Origin of the sequence: Janibacter alkaliphilus, assembly GCF_013408565.1 — a bacterium.
Lineage (GTDB): Bacteria > Actinomycetota > Actinomycetes > Actinomycetales > Dermatophilaceae > Janibacter > Janibacter alkaliphilus.
In genome coordinates, this window is sequence record NZ_JACBZX010000001.1 from 2,763,161 (window position 1) to 2,778,825 (window position 15,665).

At 72.9% G+C, this 15,665-nt stretch carries 18 protein-coding genes; 6 read left to right on the plus strand and 12 right to left on the minus strand.

The annotated features are described in order from the left end of the window. The first annotated feature begins 27 nt into the window (after positions 1 to 27). Entirely contained in the window at positions 28 to 708 is a 681-nt protein-coding gene (gene serB, locus BJY28_RS13190) for a phosphoserine phosphatase SerB (protein WP_343037113.1), read from the plus strand. Between the two features lie 12 nt (positions 709 to 720). Here serB and fabI read toward each other — a convergent pair whose 3' ends face one another. Further along, positions 721 to 1,476, minus strand: a complete 756-nt coding sequence (gene fabI, locus BJY28_RS13195; RefSeq protein ID WP_179463410.1) for an enoyl-ACP reductase FabI — start codon at positions 1,474 to 1,476, stop codon at positions 721 to 723. Between the two features lie 100 nt (positions 1,477 to 1,576). Further along, complete coding sequence (gene fabG, locus BJY28_RS13200; RefSeq protein WP_179463411.1) at positions 1,577 to 2,281, minus strand: 3-oxoacyl-ACP reductase FabG; 705 nt, start codon at positions 2,279 to 2,281, stop codon at positions 1,577 to 1,579. Between the two features lie 252 nt (positions 2,282 to 2,533). Here fabG and BJY28_RS13205 point away from each other — a divergent pair, with 252 nt between their 5' ends. The 3 genes from BJY28_RS13205 to BJY28_RS13215 are packed head-to-tail and all read left to right on the plus strand — an operon-like array spanning position 2,534 to position 3,836. Further along, positions 2,534 to 2,812, plus strand: coding sequence for a DUF3099 domain-containing protein (locus tag BJY28_RS13205; protein WP_179463412.1), 279 nt, complete (start codon positions 2,534 to 2,536; stop codon positions 2,810 to 2,812). Beyond that, complete coding sequence (locus tag BJY28_RS13210) at positions 2,809 to 3,036, plus strand: hypothetical protein (protein ID WP_179463413.1); 228 nt, start codon at positions 2,809 to 2,811, stop codon at positions 3,034 to 3,036. Before BJY28_RS13205 ends, BJY28_RS13210 begins: the two co-directional genes overlap by 4 nt. Continuing rightward, positions 3,036 to 3,836 (plus strand): SURF1 family cytochrome oxidase biogenesis protein, encoded by an 801-nt coding sequence (locus BJY28_RS13215; protein WP_179463414.1) that lies wholly within the window; start codon positions 3,036 to 3,038, stop codon positions 3,834 to 3,836. The genes BJY28_RS13210 and BJY28_RS13215 overlap by 1 nt, the downstream gene beginning before the upstream one ends. Positions 3,837 to 3,889: 53 nt before the next feature. On the opposite strand, the gene BJY28_RS13220 is transcribed toward BJY28_RS13215, so the two are convergent. The 6 genes from BJY28_RS13220 to BJY28_RS13245 form a co-directional block, all read right to left on the minus strand. After that, on the minus strand, positions 3,890 to 5,776 hold the full coding sequence (locus tag BJY28_RS13220) for an ABC transporter ATP-binding protein (RefSeq protein ID WP_179463415.1): 1,887 nt from the start codon (positions 5,774 to 5,776) through the stop codon (positions 3,890 to 3,892). 105 nt (positions 5,777 to 5,881) lie between these two features. Beyond that, positions 5,882 to 6,532 carry a CbiX/SirB N-terminal domain-containing protein gene (locus tag BJY28_RS13225; RefSeq protein ID WP_179463416.1) on the minus strand — a complete coding sequence of 217 codons (651 nt, stop codon included), beginning with the start codon at positions 6,530 to 6,532 and terminating at the stop codon, positions 5,882 to 5,884. Further along, entirely contained in the window at positions 6,529 to 7,260 is a 732-nt protein-coding gene (locus tag BJY28_RS13230) for a phosphoadenylyl-sulfate reductase (RefSeq protein ID WP_179463417.1), read from the minus strand. Before BJY28_RS13230 ends, BJY28_RS13225 begins: the two co-directional genes overlap by 4 nt. Further along, positions 7,257 to 7,436 carry a hypothetical protein gene (locus BJY28_RS13235; protein WP_179461187.1) on the minus strand — a complete coding sequence of 60 codons (180 nt, stop codon included), beginning with the start codon at positions 7,434 to 7,436 and terminating at the stop codon, positions 7,257 to 7,259. The genes BJY28_RS13230 and BJY28_RS13235 overlap by 4 nt, the downstream gene beginning before the upstream one ends. Then, positions 7,433 to 9,100, minus strand: a complete 1,668-nt coding sequence (locus BJY28_RS13240; RefSeq protein WP_179463418.1) for a nitrite/sulfite reductase — start codon at positions 9,098 to 9,100, stop codon at positions 7,433 to 7,435. Before BJY28_RS13240 ends, BJY28_RS13235 begins: the two co-directional genes overlap by 4 nt. Before the next feature lie 135 nt (positions 9,101 to 9,235). Beyond that, complete coding sequence (locus tag BJY28_RS13245) at positions 9,236 to 10,834, minus strand: ABC-F family ATP-binding cassette domain-containing protein (protein WP_179463419.1); 1,599 nt, start codon at positions 10,832 to 10,834, stop codon at positions 9,236 to 9,238. A 180-nt stretch (positions 10,835 to 11,014) separates the two neighbouring features. Here BJY28_RS13245 and ppk2 point away from each other — a divergent pair, with 180 nt between their 5' ends. Together ppk2 and ypfJ are read left to right on the plus strand one after the other, a co-directional pair. Continuing rightward, positions 11,015 to 11,827 (plus strand): polyphosphate kinase 2, encoded by an 813-nt coding sequence (gene ppk2 / locus BJY28_RS13250; protein WP_246313414.1) that lies wholly within the window; start codon positions 11,015 to 11,017, stop codon positions 11,825 to 11,827. An 82-nt stretch (positions 11,828 to 11,909) separates the two neighbouring features. Then, complete coding sequence (gene ypfJ, locus BJY28_RS13255) at positions 11,910 to 12,830, plus strand: KPN_02809 family neutral zinc metallopeptidase (RefSeq protein ID WP_179463420.1); 921 nt, start codon at positions 11,910 to 11,912, stop codon at positions 12,828 to 12,830. Positions 12,831 to 13,054: 224 nt separating this feature from the next. Here the strand turns inward: ypfJ and BJY28_RS13260 are convergent, their stop codons facing one another. The 4 genes from BJY28_RS13260 to BJY28_RS13275 are packed head-to-tail and all read right to left on the minus strand — an operon-like array spanning position 13,055 to position 15,647. Further along, positions 13,055 to 13,600 (minus strand): acVLRF1 family peptidyl-tRNA hydrolase, encoded by a 546-nt coding sequence (locus tag BJY28_RS13260; protein WP_179463421.1) that lies wholly within the window; start codon positions 13,598 to 13,600, stop codon positions 13,055 to 13,057. 1 nt (position 13,601) lies between these two features. Then, entirely contained in the window at positions 13,602 to 13,925 is a 324-nt protein-coding gene (locus BJY28_RS13265) for a metal-sulfur cluster assembly factor (RefSeq protein ID WP_179463422.1), read from the minus strand. Then, on the minus strand, positions 13,922 to 14,380 hold the full coding sequence (gene sufU, locus BJY28_RS13270; RefSeq protein ID WP_179463423.1) for a Fe-S cluster assembly sulfur transfer protein SufU: 459 nt from the start codon (positions 14,378 to 14,380) through the stop codon (positions 13,922 to 13,924). Before sufU ends, BJY28_RS13265 begins: the two co-directional genes overlap by 4 nt. A 1-nt stretch (position 14,381) precedes the next feature. Continuing rightward, entirely contained in the window at positions 14,382 to 15,647 is a 1,266-nt protein-coding gene (locus BJY28_RS13275) for an aminotransferase class V-fold PLP-dependent enzyme (RefSeq protein ID WP_179464140.1), read from the minus strand. Positions 15,648 to 15,665 lie beyond the last annotated feature (18 nt).

Below are 15,665 nucleotides of genomic sequence, written 5' to 3' on the forward strand. Positions count from 1 at the left end.
CGGGCTGCGGCGGCTACGGTCGCCGGTGTGATCGAGCCTGCCGCCCCCACCCTGCCCGCCTCGCTGCGCGGTGACGAGCCGATCCTGCTCGTCATGGATGTCGACTCCACGCTCATCCAGGACGAGGTCATCGAGCTGCTCGCGGAGCACGCCGGCACCCGGGACCAGGTGGCGGCGGTGACCGAGTCGGCGATGCGTGGCGAGATCGACTTCCCCCAGAGCCTGCACGCCCGGGTGGCTACGCTGGCCGGTGTCGAGGTCGAGGCGCTGGCGCAGGTGCGCGCGGCCGCCCGGCTGACCCCGGGGGCCCGCGAGCTCGTGGGCACGCTGCAGGAGCGCGGGCACGTCGTGGGGCTGGTCAGCGGCGGCTTCATCGAGGTCGTCGGCGCGCTGGCGGCCGACCTTGGGATCACCGAGGCCCGGGCCAACGCGCTCGAGGTCGCCGACGGGCGCCTCACCGGCCGGGTGCACGGCGAGGTGGTCGACCGGGCCGCCAAGGCACGCTTCCTGCGCGAGGTCGCGCAGCGTCACCGCATCCCGGCCGGGCGCACCGTCGCGGTCGGCGACGGCGCCAACGACCTCGACATGATGGCGGCAGCCGCGCTCGGGGTCGCCTTCTGCGCCAAGCCCGCGGTGCGGGAGGCCGCCGACGTCAGCATCACCGAGCCGCGGCTCGACGCGGTGCTGGACGTGCTCGGGATGCGCTGACGGCGCGGGCGCTCAGGCGCCCATCGCGTGCACGCCGCCGTCGACGTGCACGATCTCGCCGGTCGTCGCCGGGAACCAGTCGGACAGCAGCGCGACGCAGGCCTGCGCGGCCGGGCGGCCGTCCTCGACGTCCCAGCCGAGCGGCGCCCGGCTGTCCCACATCTCCTCGAACTGCTCGAAGCCCGGGATGGACTTGGCCGCGGTGGTCCGGATCGGGCCGGCCGCGACGAGGTTGCAGCGCACCCCCTTCGGTCCGAGGTCGCGGGCGAGGTAGCGGCTGGTGGACTCGAAGGCCGCCTTGGCCACGCCCATCCAGTCGTAGACCGGCCAGGCGAAGGAGGCGTCGAAGGTGAGGCCGACGATGCTGCCCCCGTCGCGCATCCGGGGCAGGGCCGCCACGCCGAGCGCCTTGAGGGAGTATGCGGAGACGTGCATCGCGGTGGCGACGTCCTCCCAGCTCGCGTCGAGGAAGGTGAAAGCGCCCTCCGGTGCGAAGCCGATCGAGTGCAGCACCCCGTCGAGCTGGTCGCAGTGCTCACCGAGCCGGTCGGCGAGGGTGGCCAGGTGCTCCTCGTCCTGGACGTCGAGCTCGATCACCGGCGCCGGCTCCGGGAGCCGACGGGCGATGGCCTGGGTGATCTTCATCGTGCGGCCGAAGGAGGTGAGGATCACGGTGGCGCCGTTCTCCTGGGCCAGCCGGGCGACGTGGAAGGCGATGGAGGACTCCATGAGCACGCCGGTGATGAGGAGGGTCTTGCCGTGGAGCATCGGGGGGCCTTTCGTCGGGATGGGGGGCGGCGAGGCGGCCGGGGTCGTGGGTGGTCGGCCGGGACGGGCGTGGTCGCGTGCGGGCTGCCGTCGGGGCCGGTCAGTGCCCCATGCCGAGGCCGCCGTCGACCGGGATGACCGCGCCGGAGATGTAGCCGGCGTCCTCGGAGACGAGGAAGGAGACGGCGCCGGCGACCTCGTCGGGCCGGGCGAAGCGTCGGGCCGGGATCGCCGCCTGGTACTCCTTCTGCGTCTTCTCCGGCAGCTCGGCGGTCATGTCGGTCTCGACGAAGCCGGGGGCGACGACGTTGGCGGTGATCCCGCGGGCACCGAGCTCGCGGGTGACCGAGCGGGCCATGCCGACGAGACCGGCCTTGCTCGCCGCGTAGTTCACCTGGCCGGGCGAGCCGTAGAGGCCGACGACGCTGGAGAGCAGCACGATCCGGCCGGAGCGGGCACGGACCATCGCGGTGACCGCGCGGCGCACGCAGCGGAAGGTCCCGGCGAGATTGGTGTCGACAACAGCCTCGAAGTCCTCGTCGCTCATCCGCATGAGCAGGGTGTCCCGGGTGACCCCCGCGTTGGCGACCAGCGCCTCGACCGGGCCGCCGAGGATCCCCTCGGCGGCGGTGAAGGCGGCGTCCACGGAGTCCCCGTCGGTGATCTCGCAGGCGACGACGTCGAGCCCGTCCACGGGGTCGCCGGAGCGGGAGGTCACCACCACCTGGTGCCCGTCGTCGAGCAGTCGCCGGGCGACCGCCTCTCCGATGCCGCGGTTGCCGCCGGTGACCAGCACCCGACTCATGGCCCGTTCCTCCTCAGCTCGATGGCGACGTGGCGTGCGTCACGTCGCTACCCCAGACGCTAGAGCACTACCCCCCGGTAGCGGTGGCCGGGACCGGTCACCGGCGCTCGCCCTCACCCCCTTCGAGCCCCTCACCGGACGTCGAGAACCTCTCGCTCGCCGGGGAAGCCTTCTCCGGGGACCGGCGCATTATCGGGTAACCCGATAATGGGGTGACGGGTGTGGCGCGACGGGGGCGCGTAGGGTGAAGGGGTGTCCACCTCGCCCGTGCAGTCCGTCACCAGCGCGCCGGTGTCGGCGCGCGACGAACGGGCCGGACGGACCCGGCGCTACCTCGTCATGATGGGCATCCGCACCCTCTGCTTCGTGGCCGCCTTCGTCACCGACGGGTGGGTGCGCTGGACGTGCGTCGCCCTGGCCGTGCTGCTGCCCTACGTCGCGGTGGTCCTGGCGAACACCGTCCGCCACCCGGGCGCCCCGCTGCCGCAGACGGTGGCCGTGAACCACCGGCGGCAGCTGGACGCGGGATGAGCGCCGCCCCCGACGGCGGGCACCTCATCTGCAGCCGCCGCGGCTGCGGCGCGGCCGCGACCCGGGCCGTGCTGTGGCGCAACCCGCGGATCCACGCGCAGGACCGCACGAAAGTGTGGCTGGCCTGCGACGAGCACGAGGAGGTGCTGCGCGAGCACCTCGCGCTGCGCGCCTTCCCGGTGCGCACCTGCGCCGTCGAGGACATCCCGGAGGGCGCCGGCTGATGCTCCGGCTGGCCCTCACCCCGCGCTGGCTGGGGTGGTTCTCGCTCGTCGCCGTGGCCTGCGTCGCCTTCCTCCTGCTCGGCCAGTGGCAGTGGGACCGCTACGAGACCAAGCAGGCCCGCGCGGACCGGGTCGAGGCGCACTACACCGCCCCGGCCGTCCCGGTGGAGGAGGTGCTCGGGCAGGACCCGGTGCCGATCGACGAGGAGTGGCGCCGGGTGGAGGCGACCGGCACCTACGACGTCGCGCAGACCGTGCTGGCCCGCAACCGCCCGCACGAGGACGGCTACGGCTCGGAGGTGCTCGTCCCGCTCCGGCTGGAGGACGGCCGCACCCTGATCGTCGACCGGGGCTGGGTCGCCAACTCGCCCCAGGGCGCCGAGGTGCGCCCGGAAGTGCCCGAGCCACCCACCGGCGAGGTCGAGGTCACCGGCTGGGTCCGTCCCGGCGAGCCCGACCTGGACCGGGACATGCCCGACGACCTCGTCGCCAGCATCAACCTCGACCAGCTCGCCGACCGGGTCGGCGGGGACGTGCTCGGCGGCTACGTGATCATGCAGGACGAGCAGCCGCTGGGCGCCTCGGGCGGGGCCAGCGCCGAGCGCCCCACGCCTCTGGAGGAGCCGGACACCGGGATCGGCCCGCACCTGGCCTACGCGATCCAGTGGTGGCTGGGCATCCCGGCGGCGATCGCCTTCGTCCTCGTCGCGCTGCGCCGCGAGGCACGGGTCGAGGCCGGCCTGCCGGCGCGGGAGCCGAGGCCGAAGAAGGTGCGGATCTGGGACGAGGAGGACGGCTGACGACGGCCCGGCTGGGTACGCGGGCCTGCTGAGCCCTCGGTCCTGGCGGGCTGTCAGGCCGGCTGGGCGCTCTCCCCCGGTGCCAGCTGGGTCTCGTGCAGGTGCGCGTAGAGCCCACCTTCGACGAGCAGCGCGCTGTGCGTGCCGCGCTCGACCACCCGGCCCTGGTCGACGACGAGGATCTCGTCGGCCGCCCGCACCGTGGAGAGCCGGTGCGCGATGACGATCGCCGTGCGCCCCTCCAGGGCGGTGTCCAGCGCCCGCTGCACGGCCACCTCGGAGTCGCTGTCGAGGTGGGCGGTGGCCTCGTCGAGGACGACCACCGGCGGGGCCTTGAGCAGCATCCGGGCGATCGCCAGGCGCTGCTTCTCGCCGCCGGAGAGCCGGTGGCCACGGTCACCGACGATCGTGTCCAGCCCGGCCGGCAGACCGGCGACCAGCGACCAGATCTGGGCGTCCTTGAGGGCGAGGATCATCTCCCCCTCGGTGGCGTCGGGCCGGGCGTAGGCGAGGTTGGCGCGGATCGTGTCGTGGAAGAGATGCGCGTCCTGGGTGACCGTGCCGACGGTCGCCGCCACCGACGCCAGTGTGGCGGTGCGCAGGTCCTGACCACCGATCCGGACCACGCCAGAGGTCGGGTCGTAGAGCCGGGAGACCAGGGCCGTGGTGGTCGTCTTGCCGGCGCCGCTCGGCCCGACCAGGGCGACCATCCGCCCGGGCTCGACCCGCAGGGACACCCCGTCGAGCACCGGGCCCGACCCGGCCCGGTCGCCGGTGGTGCGCGCCTCCAGCGAGCGCAGCGAGACCTCGTCCGCCGAGGGGTAGGCGAAGCGGACGTCCTCGAGCTCGACGGACAGCGCCTCGCCGGTCGGCAGCGCGGTGGCGTCCGGCGCCTCGCGCACGGTGCCGCGCAGGTCGAGCACCTCGAAGAGCCGGGAGAAAGAGACCAGCGCGGTCAGGATGTCCACCCGCACGTTGGAGATCGCGGTCAGCGGGGTGTAGAGGCGGGCGAGCAGCGCGGCCAGGGCGAGCAGCGTGCCGACGGTCATCTGTCCCTCGACCGCGAGCAGGCCGCCGGCCCCGTAGACCATGGCGGTGGCCAGCGAGGCGACCAGGGTCAGCAGCACGAAGAAGAGCGCCCGGTTGACCGCGATCCGTACCCCGATGTCGCGGACCCGCTCGGCCCGGTCGGCGTACTCGGCGACCTCGCGCTCCGGGGTGCCGAAGATCTTCACCAGCAGCGCGCCGCCGACGTTGAAGCGCTCGGTCATCTGCGAGCCGAGGTCGGCGTTGAGGTTCATCTGCTCGCGCGTGAGCTCGGCCAGCCGGCGCCCCATCCACCGCGCCGGGAGCAGGAAGAGCGGCACCAGCAGCAGCGCCGCCAGCGTCAGCTGCCAGGAGAGGGTGAGCATGGCGCCGACGATGAGCACCAGCGCGATGGCGTTGCTCACCACGGAGGACAGCACGGTGGTGAAGGCCTGCTGGGCGCCGATGACGTCGTTGTTGAGCCGGGTCACCAGCGCGCCGGTCTGGGCACGGGTGAAGAAGGCGATCGGCTGGCGCACGACGTGGTCGAAGACCTCTTCGCGCAGGTGCAGGATCAGGCCCTCCCCGACCTTCGCCGACAACCAGCGCTGGACCAGCGTCGTCACCGCCTCGAGCAGGGCGATGCCGGCGACGAGCAGCGCCAGGGTGATGACGACGCCCCGGTCCCCGGGGGTCACCCCGTCGTCGATGAGGCGCTGCAGCAGCAGCGGCACGGCGACCACGGTCGCCGAGCTGAGCGCGACGACGAGCAGGAAGGCGGCGATGGTGCCGCGGAAGGGCCGGGCGTAGCCCAGCACCCGCCGGGTGGTCCCCTTCGCCAGCCGCTGACCCTTCAGCTCACGGCCCTTGGTCATCGACTGCATCGCGGCCCACTGGCCGCCGGTCATCGACATGCTGCCTCGTCCTCCTCGCGCGCCCGGTCCGGTCCGGCACGACCACCAGCCTGGTGGCTCAAGCGCACCTGAGGTCAACCCGGCGCGGCGCCGGCTTGTTCCGGCTCAGCCGGAGACCCGCTCCAGCACCACCGCCAGCGCCGCCTCGGTGTCGGCGAGCCCGCCGCGGACGAAGGGGGCTCCGTGACCGGCCGCCCACTCCCCCACCCGGTCGTGCAGCACCCCTTCGGCGAGGGTGAAGGCCATCACCGGACGGTCCGGCGGCTGCTCGTCGAGCTCGGTGAGGGCGCACCCGCGCCAGCTGTCCGGCGCGTGCGCGGCGAGCAGGTCGCGCAGCGCCTGCAGCGCCGATCCGTCGCTGTTGCCGCCGGCGACGAGGACCACCCCGTCGCCCGGGTCGTGGCCGGCCACCTCGAGCCGCTCGGCGACCGCCTCGACGAGACCCGGGTGCCCGCCCAGCGGCGGCTGCAGCCGGACCGTCGCGCCGTGGGACCCGAGCTGCTCGGCGGCCTCGGGGATGTCCACCCGGGCGTGGTAGGCGGGGGTGATGAGCATCGGCACGACCGCGACCGGCCCGTCGAGCGCAGGGGCGACCTCGGTCGCGCTCGGCGGCTCGTGCTCGAGGTAGGCGACGTGCACGTCGCTGCCGCAGCGCTCGGCGAGGCGACCGGCGGTGCGCACCATGGTCTGCCCGTGCCGCGGGTCCGGCGAACCGTGCGCCACGAGGACCACGCCGCCCGCGCCCCGGTCGCTCACGTGTGCAGGCCGCACTCGGTCTTCGTCTGGCCGGACCAGCGCCCGGCTCGCGGGTCCTCGCCCTCGGCCACCGGTCGGGTGCACGGGGCGCAGCCGATCGAGGCGTAGCCGCTGTCGCGCAGCGGGTTGAGGAAGACCCCGTGCTCGGCGACGTAGCGGTCCACGTCGTCCTGGGTCCAGCCGGCGATCGGGTTGAGCTTGACCATGTCCCGCTTGGCGTCCCAGCCGACGACGTCGATGTCGCCGCGGGTGGGGGCGTCCTCGCGACGCATCCCGGTCACCCAGGCGTCGTAGTCCTCCAGCGCCCGCTCCATCGGCTCCACCTTGCGCATGAAGCAGCACAGGTTGGGGTCCCGGTCGTGCAGCTTCTCGCCGTACTCGGCGTCCTGCTCGGGCACGGTCAGGCGCGGCAGGATCGTGCGGATCTGCAGCGGCAGCATGGCCGCGTAGGCGTCCCGGGTGCCGAGGGTCTCGGCGAAGTGGTAGCCGGTGTCGAGGAAGAAGACGTCGGCGTCGGTCAGGGTGGTGCCGACGAGGTGCACGAGGACCTCGTCGCCCATCGAGCTGGCGACGGTCAGCCGCTCGCCGAAGGTGCTGCTGGCCCACTGCAGGGCGCGGCGAGCGATCTCGACCCGGCCCTCGTAGGTGCCGCCGAGGTCGCTCTCCAGGGCGGCGAAGAGGCGCTGCCCCTCCTCGGCGCGAGTGCTCAGGCTGGTGGTGGTGCTCATCGGGAGGTGCTCCCTTCGGAGGGTCCGGACGCCAGGTCGGTGTCGGTCCGGTGCATGGTGACGGTGAAGACGCGGACGCACGAGCCGCACGCCCAGGCCCCGGCGGGCTCGGCCACCGGGCGCAGGTCGTCCTCCCCGCAGTAGGGGCAGTGGAAGACCGGCGCGCTGCGGCTCATCGGATGTCGTCCTCCTCGGCCCGGCGCACCCAGGAGGCGAAGGACTCGCCCTGCTCGCGCTGGTCGAGGTAGGTGCGGGCCAGCCGCTCGATGTAGTCGGGCAGCTCGTCCGCGGCGACCTTGAGGTTGCGGGTCTTGCGGGCCAGGCCCGGGTCGGTGCCGAGGCTGCCGCCGAGGTGGACCTGGTAGATCTCCACCAGCTCGCCGTCGTCGTCCTTGGCGACCATGCCCTTGAGGCCGACGTCGGCGACCTGGCTGCGGGCGCACGAGTTCGGGCAGCCGTTGACGTGGATGGAGAAGGGGACGTCGAGGTCGGGCAGCGCCGCCTCCAGCCGCTCCACGGTCCACCGGGCGCGCGCCTTGGTCTCGGTCAGCGCCAGCTTGCAGAACTCGATGCCGGTGCAGGCCATCACGCCACGGCGCCACTCGCTGGGCCGGGCGGGCAGGTCCAGGGCGTCGAGGGAGGCGACGAGCTGGTCCGCCTTCGCCGGGTCGACGTCGAGGACGAGGATCTTCTGGTGCGGGGTCAGGCGCACCCGGCTGCTGCCGGCGGCCTCGGCGAGGTCGGCGATCTCGGTGAGCCGGGTGCCGCTGACCCGGCCGGCGATCGGGGCGACACCGACCCAGACGCGCCCGTCGGCCTGCTCGTGCACGCCGACGTGGTCACGCCGCAGGCTGCCGGGGGCGGCCGGCTCCGGGCCGTCGGCGAGCTCGCGGCCGAGGTAGTCCTGCTCGAGCACCTCGCGGAACTTCTCGGCGCCCCAGTCGGCGACGAGGAACTTCAGCCGGGCCCGGTTGCGCAGCCGCCGGTAGCCGTGGTCGCGGAAGATGCCGACGACCCCGGCCCACACGTCCGGGACGTCCTCGAGCGGCACCCAGGTGCCCAGGCGCTGGGCGAAGTGCGGGTTGGTGGACAGTCCGCCGCCGACCCAGAGGTCGAAGCCGGGTCCGTGCTCGGGGTGCTCGACGCCGACGAAGGAGACGTCGTTGATCTCGTGGGTGATGTCCAGGCTGGGCGAGCCAGAGATCGCGGTCTTGAACTTGCGCGGCAGGTTCGAGTACTCGGGGTTGCCGATGAACCGCCGCTTGATCTCCTCGACCGCGGGGGTGCCGTCGACGACCTCGTCGGCGGCGACGCCGGCCACCGGGGAGCCGAGGACGACGCGCGGGCAGTCGCCGCAGGCCTCGGTGCTGCCCAGACCGACCGCCTCCAGCCGCTCCCAGATGGTGGGGACGTCCTCGACCCGGATCCAGTGCAGCTGGATGTTCTGCCGGTCGGAGACGTCGGCGGTGTCCCGGGCGAAGTCGGTGGAGATGCCGGCGACGACCCGCAGCTGCTCGGTGCTCATCGCGCCGCCGTCGGTGCGGATGCGCATCATGAAGTACTCGTCGTCGAGGTCGTCTTCGCCGGTGTGGCTGCCGTCGAGCCCCTGCTTGCGCTGGGTGTAGAGGCCCCACCAGCGCATCCGGCCCTTGAGGTCGTCGGGGCTGATCGCGCCGAAGCCCTGCTTGCTGTAGACGTCGACGATGCGCTGACGGACGTTCAGCCCGTCGTCCTCCTGCTTGAACTCCTCGTTGTGGTTCAGCGGGGTACGGTCACCGTCGGCCCAGGCGCCGGTCGCCTTGGTGCGAGTGGGTCGAGTCGTCACAGTCACGCGATCCATCCTACGGGTTGTGTTATCGCTCCCATAACGCATCCTTATACATGGACATTCCGGCCCCACCTCTGCGCAACTGCCCGGGCAAACTCCACCCCACCTGCGTCGGACCGCAGGAGGGGTCGCGCAGGGCACGCGGGCTCAGGCCAGGGTGATCAGGTCCCGGTAGTCGGCGCCCCAGAGGTCCTCGACCCCGTCCGGCAGCAGCAGGATCCGCTCCGGCTGCAGGGCGTCCACCGCGCCCTCGTCGTGAGTGACCAGCACGACCGCGCCCTTGTACGTCGACAGCGCCCCGAGGATCTCCTCGCGGCTGGCCGGGTCGAGGTTGTTCGTCGGCTCGTCGAGCAGCAGCACGTTCGCGCTGGAGACGACCAGCAGCGCCAGCGACAGCCGGGTCTTCTCACCGCCGGAGAGCACCCCGGCCGGCTTCTCGACGTCCTCGCCGGAGAAGAGGAAGGACCCGAGCACCTTGCGCACCTCGGTCTCCCCCAGGTCCGGCGCGGCGGACTTCATGTTCGCCAGCACGCTCCGGTCGACGTCGAGGTTCTCGTGCTCCTGGGCGTAGTAGCCGAGCTTGAGGCCGTGCCCGGGCTCCACCTGACCGGTGTCCGGGCCGTCGACCCCGGCGAGCATCCGCAGCAGCGTCGTCTTGCCGGCACCGTTGAGCCCGAGGACGACCACCCGGCTGCCCCGGTCGATCGCCAGGTCGACGTCGGTGAAGACCTCCTGGCTGCCGTAGGAGCGGGACAGGCCAGAGGCGCGAAGGGGGGTCCGGCCGCACGGTGACGGGTCGGGGAAGCGCAGCTTGGCGACCTTGTCGTGGGCGCGCTCGCCCTCGACCGAGGCGAGCATCCGCTCGGCCCGGCGGATCATCTGCTGGGCGGCCACCGCCTTCGTCGCCTTGGCCCGCATCTTCTCGGCCTGGTCCAGCAGCGCGCCGGCCTTCTTCTGCGCGTTCGCGGTCTCCCGCCGGCGGCGCCGCTCGTCGGTCTCGCGCTGCTCGAGGTAGGCCTTCCAGCCGACGTTGTAGATGTCCAGCTCGGCCCGGTTGGCGTCGAGGTGGAAGACCCGGTTGACGACGACGCCGAGCAGGTCGACGTCGTGGCTGATGATGACCAGCCCGCCCTGGTAGCTGCGCAGGTGGTCGCGCAGCCAGGCGATGGAGTCGGCGTCGAGGTGGTTGGTGGGCTCGTCGAGCAGCAGGGTCTGGGCGCCGGAGAAGAGGATCCGGGCCAGCTCGACCCGGCGCCGCTGACCGCCGGAGAGGGTGCCCAGCGGCTGGTCCAGCCGGTGCTCCTCGATGTTCAGCGCGGCCGCCATGCTGGCTGCCTCCGACTCGGCGGCGTACCCGCCGGCCGACTCGAACTCGGCCTCCAGCCGGGCGTAGGCGCGCATCGCCTTCTCCATGGTCTCCGTGTCGGCGCTGGCCATCCGCTGCTCGGCGGCCGCCCGGTCGGTGACGATGCGGTCCAGCCCGCGGGCGGAGAGGATGCGCTGGCGGGCGGTGACCTCGAGGTCTCCGGTGCGCGGGTCCTGCGGCAGGTAGCCCACCTGGCCGCCGGCGGTGATGGTGCCGGCCGCCGGCTGCGCGTCGCCGGCCACCACCTTCGTCAAGGTGGTCTTGCCGGCGCCGTTGCGCCCGACCAGGCCGACCCGGTCCCCGGCGGCGACGCGGAAGCTGGCGTCCTCGAGCAGGATCCGGGAGCCCGCGCGCAGCTCGATGCCGGTGGCGGTGATCATGCGGGAGGCTCCTGGGCTGCGGGGTCGGTCACGGGCGCCGGGCAGGGCCACGGCCACCTAGACCAGTGTAGGTCGCCGGCCCGCTCGTCTCGACCGCCGCCCGCACGGGGCCGGTGGCGGACGTCTCACCACCACGCTCCCCCGCTCGACGCCGCCGGCCTGCAGGGGCAGACTCCGCTCATGGCGAAGACGACCGCGAGCGGGCTGCCCCGGATGAAGAAGTCGAGCTACGAGGCCGAGCTGGCCCGGCTGCAGCAGGAGCTCGTCGCGCTGCAGGAGTGGCTCAAGGTCTCCGGAGCCCGGGTGGTGGTGCTCTTCGAGGGCCGGGACGCGGCGGGCAAGGGCGGGGCGATCAAGCGGATCACCGAGCCGCTGAGTCCTCGCGTCGTGCGGGTGGCGGCGCTGCCGGCACCCAACGAGCGGGAGAAGACCCAGTGGTACTTCCAGCGCTACGTGCCGCACCTGCCGGCGGCCGGCGAGATGGTCCTCTTCGACCGCTCCTGGTACAACCGCGCCGGGGTGGAGCGGGTCATGGGCTTCTGCACCGACGAGGAGTACGAGACCTTCCTGCACCAGGCGCCGCTCTTCGAGCAGATGCTCGTCGAGGACGGGATCATCCTGCTGAAGTACTGGTTCTCGGTCTCCGACGTCGAGCAGGAGGCCCGCTTCCGGTCCCGGGCGAACGACCCGATGCGGCAGTGGAAGCTCTCCCCGATGGACGTGCAGTCGATCAGCCGGTGGGAGGACTACTCGCGCGCCAAGGACCGGATGATGGCCGAGACCGACCTGGACGCCACCCCGTGGTGGACCGTGGAGTCCGAGGACAAGCGCTCGGCGCGGATCAACGTCATCGCCCACCTGCTCGGCAGCATCCCCTACGAGCGCACCACCCCGGACCCGGTGCCGATCCCGGACCGGCCCGAGGCGAAGGGGTACGACCGCCCGCCGCGGGAGTCGCAGCGCTACGTCCCGGATCACGCCAGCCAGGTGTGACAGGTGTGATCCGCCGCGGGCGCACTACGCTGAGCGGTCCCTGGACGCCACCGACGGCGTCGGACCCCTCAGGAGTGTGCCGATGAGCTTCGACGACAACGCCTCGCTGGACACCTCGAGGGTGGGCTCCGGCGGCGGGGGCCGCGGGGTGGGCCGGGGACCGGTGATCGCCGGCGGCGGGGTCGTCGGGCTCATCATCACCGTCCTGGTCGTGCTGCTCGGCGGCGGCGACATGCTCGGCACCGACACCTCCTCGCAGGGCGAGCAGGGCGAGGACCTGGCGCAGCGCTGCCAGACCGGCGCGGACGCCAACGCCGACCGGGACTGCCGGGCGGTGGCCACCGAGAACAGCCTCTACGACTACTGGAGCCAGCAGCCGGACCTGGCCGCCGACCTGCGGGCGGCCGGGCAGGACTTCCGGGCACCGGCGCAGGTGACGATCTACGAGGGGCAGACCCAGTCCCGGTGCGGCACGGCGAGCAACCAGATCGGTCCCTTCTACTGCCCCCTGGACGAGCGGATCTTCCTCGACACCGACTTCTTCGACATCCTGCAGCAGCGGCTGGGCGCGCAGGACGGGGCGCTGGCCGAGGAGTACGTGCTCGCCCACGAGTACGGTCACCACATCCAGAACCTCTACGGGGTGCTGGAGGAGAGCCAGCGCGACCCGCAGGGCGCGGACTCCGGCGCGGTGCGGGTCGAGCTCATGGCGGACTGCTTCGCCGGGATGTGGATCCAGCACGCCGGCAGCACCCAGGACAGCAACGGCAACCGGCTCATGGAGGGCGTCACCGAAGAGGACGTCGCCGACGCGATGAGCGCGGCGAAGGCGGTCGGCGACGACGTCATCCAGGAGCGCTCCGGCGGCGAGGTGAACCCCGACGGGTGGACCCACGGCTCCGCGCAGGCCCGCCAGACCTGGCTGGGGATCGGCATGCAGGCGAGCACGCTCGACGACTGCGACACCTTCGCGGTGGCCGACCCCAACAACCCCGGCTCCTGACCCGTCCTCCCCAAAGCCGCTCTGGTCACCCTGCGCAACTGCCCGGGCAAATTACGGCTCGTGCGCAACTGCCCGGGCAAATTCGCCCCACCCTGCGCAACTGCCCGGGCAAATCACGGCTCGTGCGCAACTGCCCGGGCAAATGACACCCACCGTGAGCAACTGCCCGGGCAAATCACCCACCGTGCGCAACTGCCCGGGCAAATTCGGCCCAGGTCGCGCAACTACCCGGGCAGTTGCGCAGGCGAGGGCGGGTCGTCGATCGTCACCCGGACCGCACGGCCCCGGCCCAGGGCGTCCTGCAGCACGGTCAGGCGCGGGTCGGGCAGGTCCCACAGCTCGCGCCGCGGCAGGTCGGCGAGCGGGAGCAGCGAGGGCGCGAGAAGCACCTGCCCGGCCAGGGCCCTGTCGCCGCCGACGACGAGGCCGGCCGCCGACCCCGGCGGGCAGATCCGGCCCAGGTGGCGCACCACGGTCTCGACGAGCTCGTCCGCCTGGTTGCCGCGGCGCCGGGCATACCGCTGCTGGGACCAGCCGCCGGCCGCGGTGCGGGACTGGACGTAGCGGGTGCCGGTCTTGTGCGCGGTCAGCACCTCGCCGCGCGCCAGCCCGATGGCGTAGCCGCCGCGGCGGACGAGGACGAGCCCCAGCGGGTCGTGGTCGAAGGTCTCGACCGCGACGACCCGCTGGGGCCCGTCGGGGTTGTTGGCGTCGAAGCGCTCGCGCCAGCGCGGGTAGCGCGCGGGCGCCACCTCGACGACGCGGCTCACCTCAGATGTTGAAGCCGAGGGCGCGCAGCTGGTCGCGGCCGTCGTCGGTGATTTTGTCCGGGCCCCACGGCGGCATCCACACCCAGTTGATCCGGTGGCCGTTGACGAGCCCCTCGAGGCTCTGCCCGACCTGGTCCTCGATGACGTCGGTCAGCGGGCAGGCCGCCGAGGTGAGCGTCATGTCGATGACCGCGTGGTTGGTGGGGTCGACGGTGATCCCGTAGACGAGGCCGAGGTCGACGACGTTGATCCCGAGCTCGGGGTCGACGACGTCGCGCATGGCCTCCTCGACGTCCGCGACGTTGGTGGCGGTGGTCTCGCTCATGCCGGGTCTCCTTCTCGGATCTCGTGGCCTGACTGGTGCAACGCGTCGGTGAAGGCCATCCATCCCAGCAGGGCGCACTTCACCCTCGCCGGGTAGCGGGCGACCCCGGCCAGGGCGACCCCGTCGCCGATGACCTCCTCATCGCCGGTGTCCTCGCCCTTGCTGGTCAGCATGGTGCGCATCGCCTCGTAGGTGTTCAGCGCCTCGGACAGCGGGTGCCCGACGACCTCCTCGGCGAGGATCGAGGTGGAGGCGGTCGAGATCGAGCAGCCCTGCGCGTCGTAGCTGACGTCCTCGACGACCGGGTCCTCCCCCGCGCCGACGTGCAGTCGCAGGGTCACCTCGTCGCCGCAGGTCGGGTTGACGTGGTGCACCTCGGCCTCGAAGGGCTCGCGCAGCCCGGCGTGCCGGGGGTGCTTGCTGTGGTCGAGGATGAGCTCCTGGTAGAGGTCCATCTCAGCCTCCCGTCCCGAAGATGGCCGGCACCTCGTCGAGGGCACCGAGCAGCACGTCGATCTCCTCGAGGGTGTTGTAGACCCCGACGCTGGCCCGCACGCTGGCCCGCACGTCGAGCGCGCGGTGCAGCGGCCAGGCGCAGTGGTGACCGACCCGCACCGCGACACCGGCGGCGTCGAGCACCTGACCGACGTCGTGGGCGTGCACCCCGTCGACGTCGAAGGCGACGGTGCCGCCGCGCTCGGCCATGTCGGTCGGCCCGAGCACCCGCACCCAGTCACGGGCCGCGAGACCCTCGAGCATCCGGGCGCCGAGCGCCTGCTCGTGGGCGTGCACCGCGTCCATGCCGAGCTCGTCGAGGACGTCGGTGGCCGCGGCCAGCCCGACGGCCAGCGAGGCGGCCGGCACCCCGCCCTCGAAGCGGGCCGGCGGCGGCAGGTAGGTGCTGCCCTCCATCCGCACGATCTCGATCATCGAGCCACCGGTGAGGAAGGGCGGCAGCGCCTCCAGCACCGACGGGCGGCCCCAGAGGACCCCGATGCCCATCGGGCCGAGCATCTTGTGCCCGGAGAAGGCCAGCAGGTCCACCCCGAGCTCGGACAGCTGCCGCACGTCCACCGGCAGGTGCGGCACGGACTGGCAGGCGTCGAGCACGACCAGGGCACCGACGGCCTTCGCCCGCGGCACGATCTGCTCCAGCGGGATGACGGTGCCGAGCACGTTGGAGACGTGCGCCAGGGCGAGCACCTTCGTCCGCTCGGTGATCAGCTCGTCCAGGCCGCTCAGGTCCAGCCGGCCGTCCGGACCGAGCGGGATCCACCGCAGGGTGGCGCCGCTGCGCCGGCAGGCCTCCTGCCAGGGCACGAGGTTGGCGTGGTGCTCGAGCTCGGTGACCAGCACCTCGTCGCCCGGGCGCAGCACGATGTCCTCGCTGCCGGGGGCCTGCGGGTGCGGGCCGCCGCTGAGCGCGTGCGCGACGAGGTTGAGCGACTCCGTGGCGCTCTTGGTGAAGACGATCTCGTCGGTGCCCGCACCGATGAACCGGGCGATCCGCTCACGCGCCCCCTCGTAGGCCTCGGTGGCCTCCTCGGAGAGCGCGTGCGCGCCGCGGTGCGGCGCCGAGTTCATCCGGGTGTAGAAGTCCCGCTCGGCGTCCAGCACGGACTCGGGCTTGTGCGAGGTCGCGCCGCTGTCGAGGTAGACCAGCGGACGACCGTCGCGCACGGTACGGGAGAGCACGGGGAAGCGCCCCCGGATGTCGCGCATCTGCGCGGCGCTCCAGGG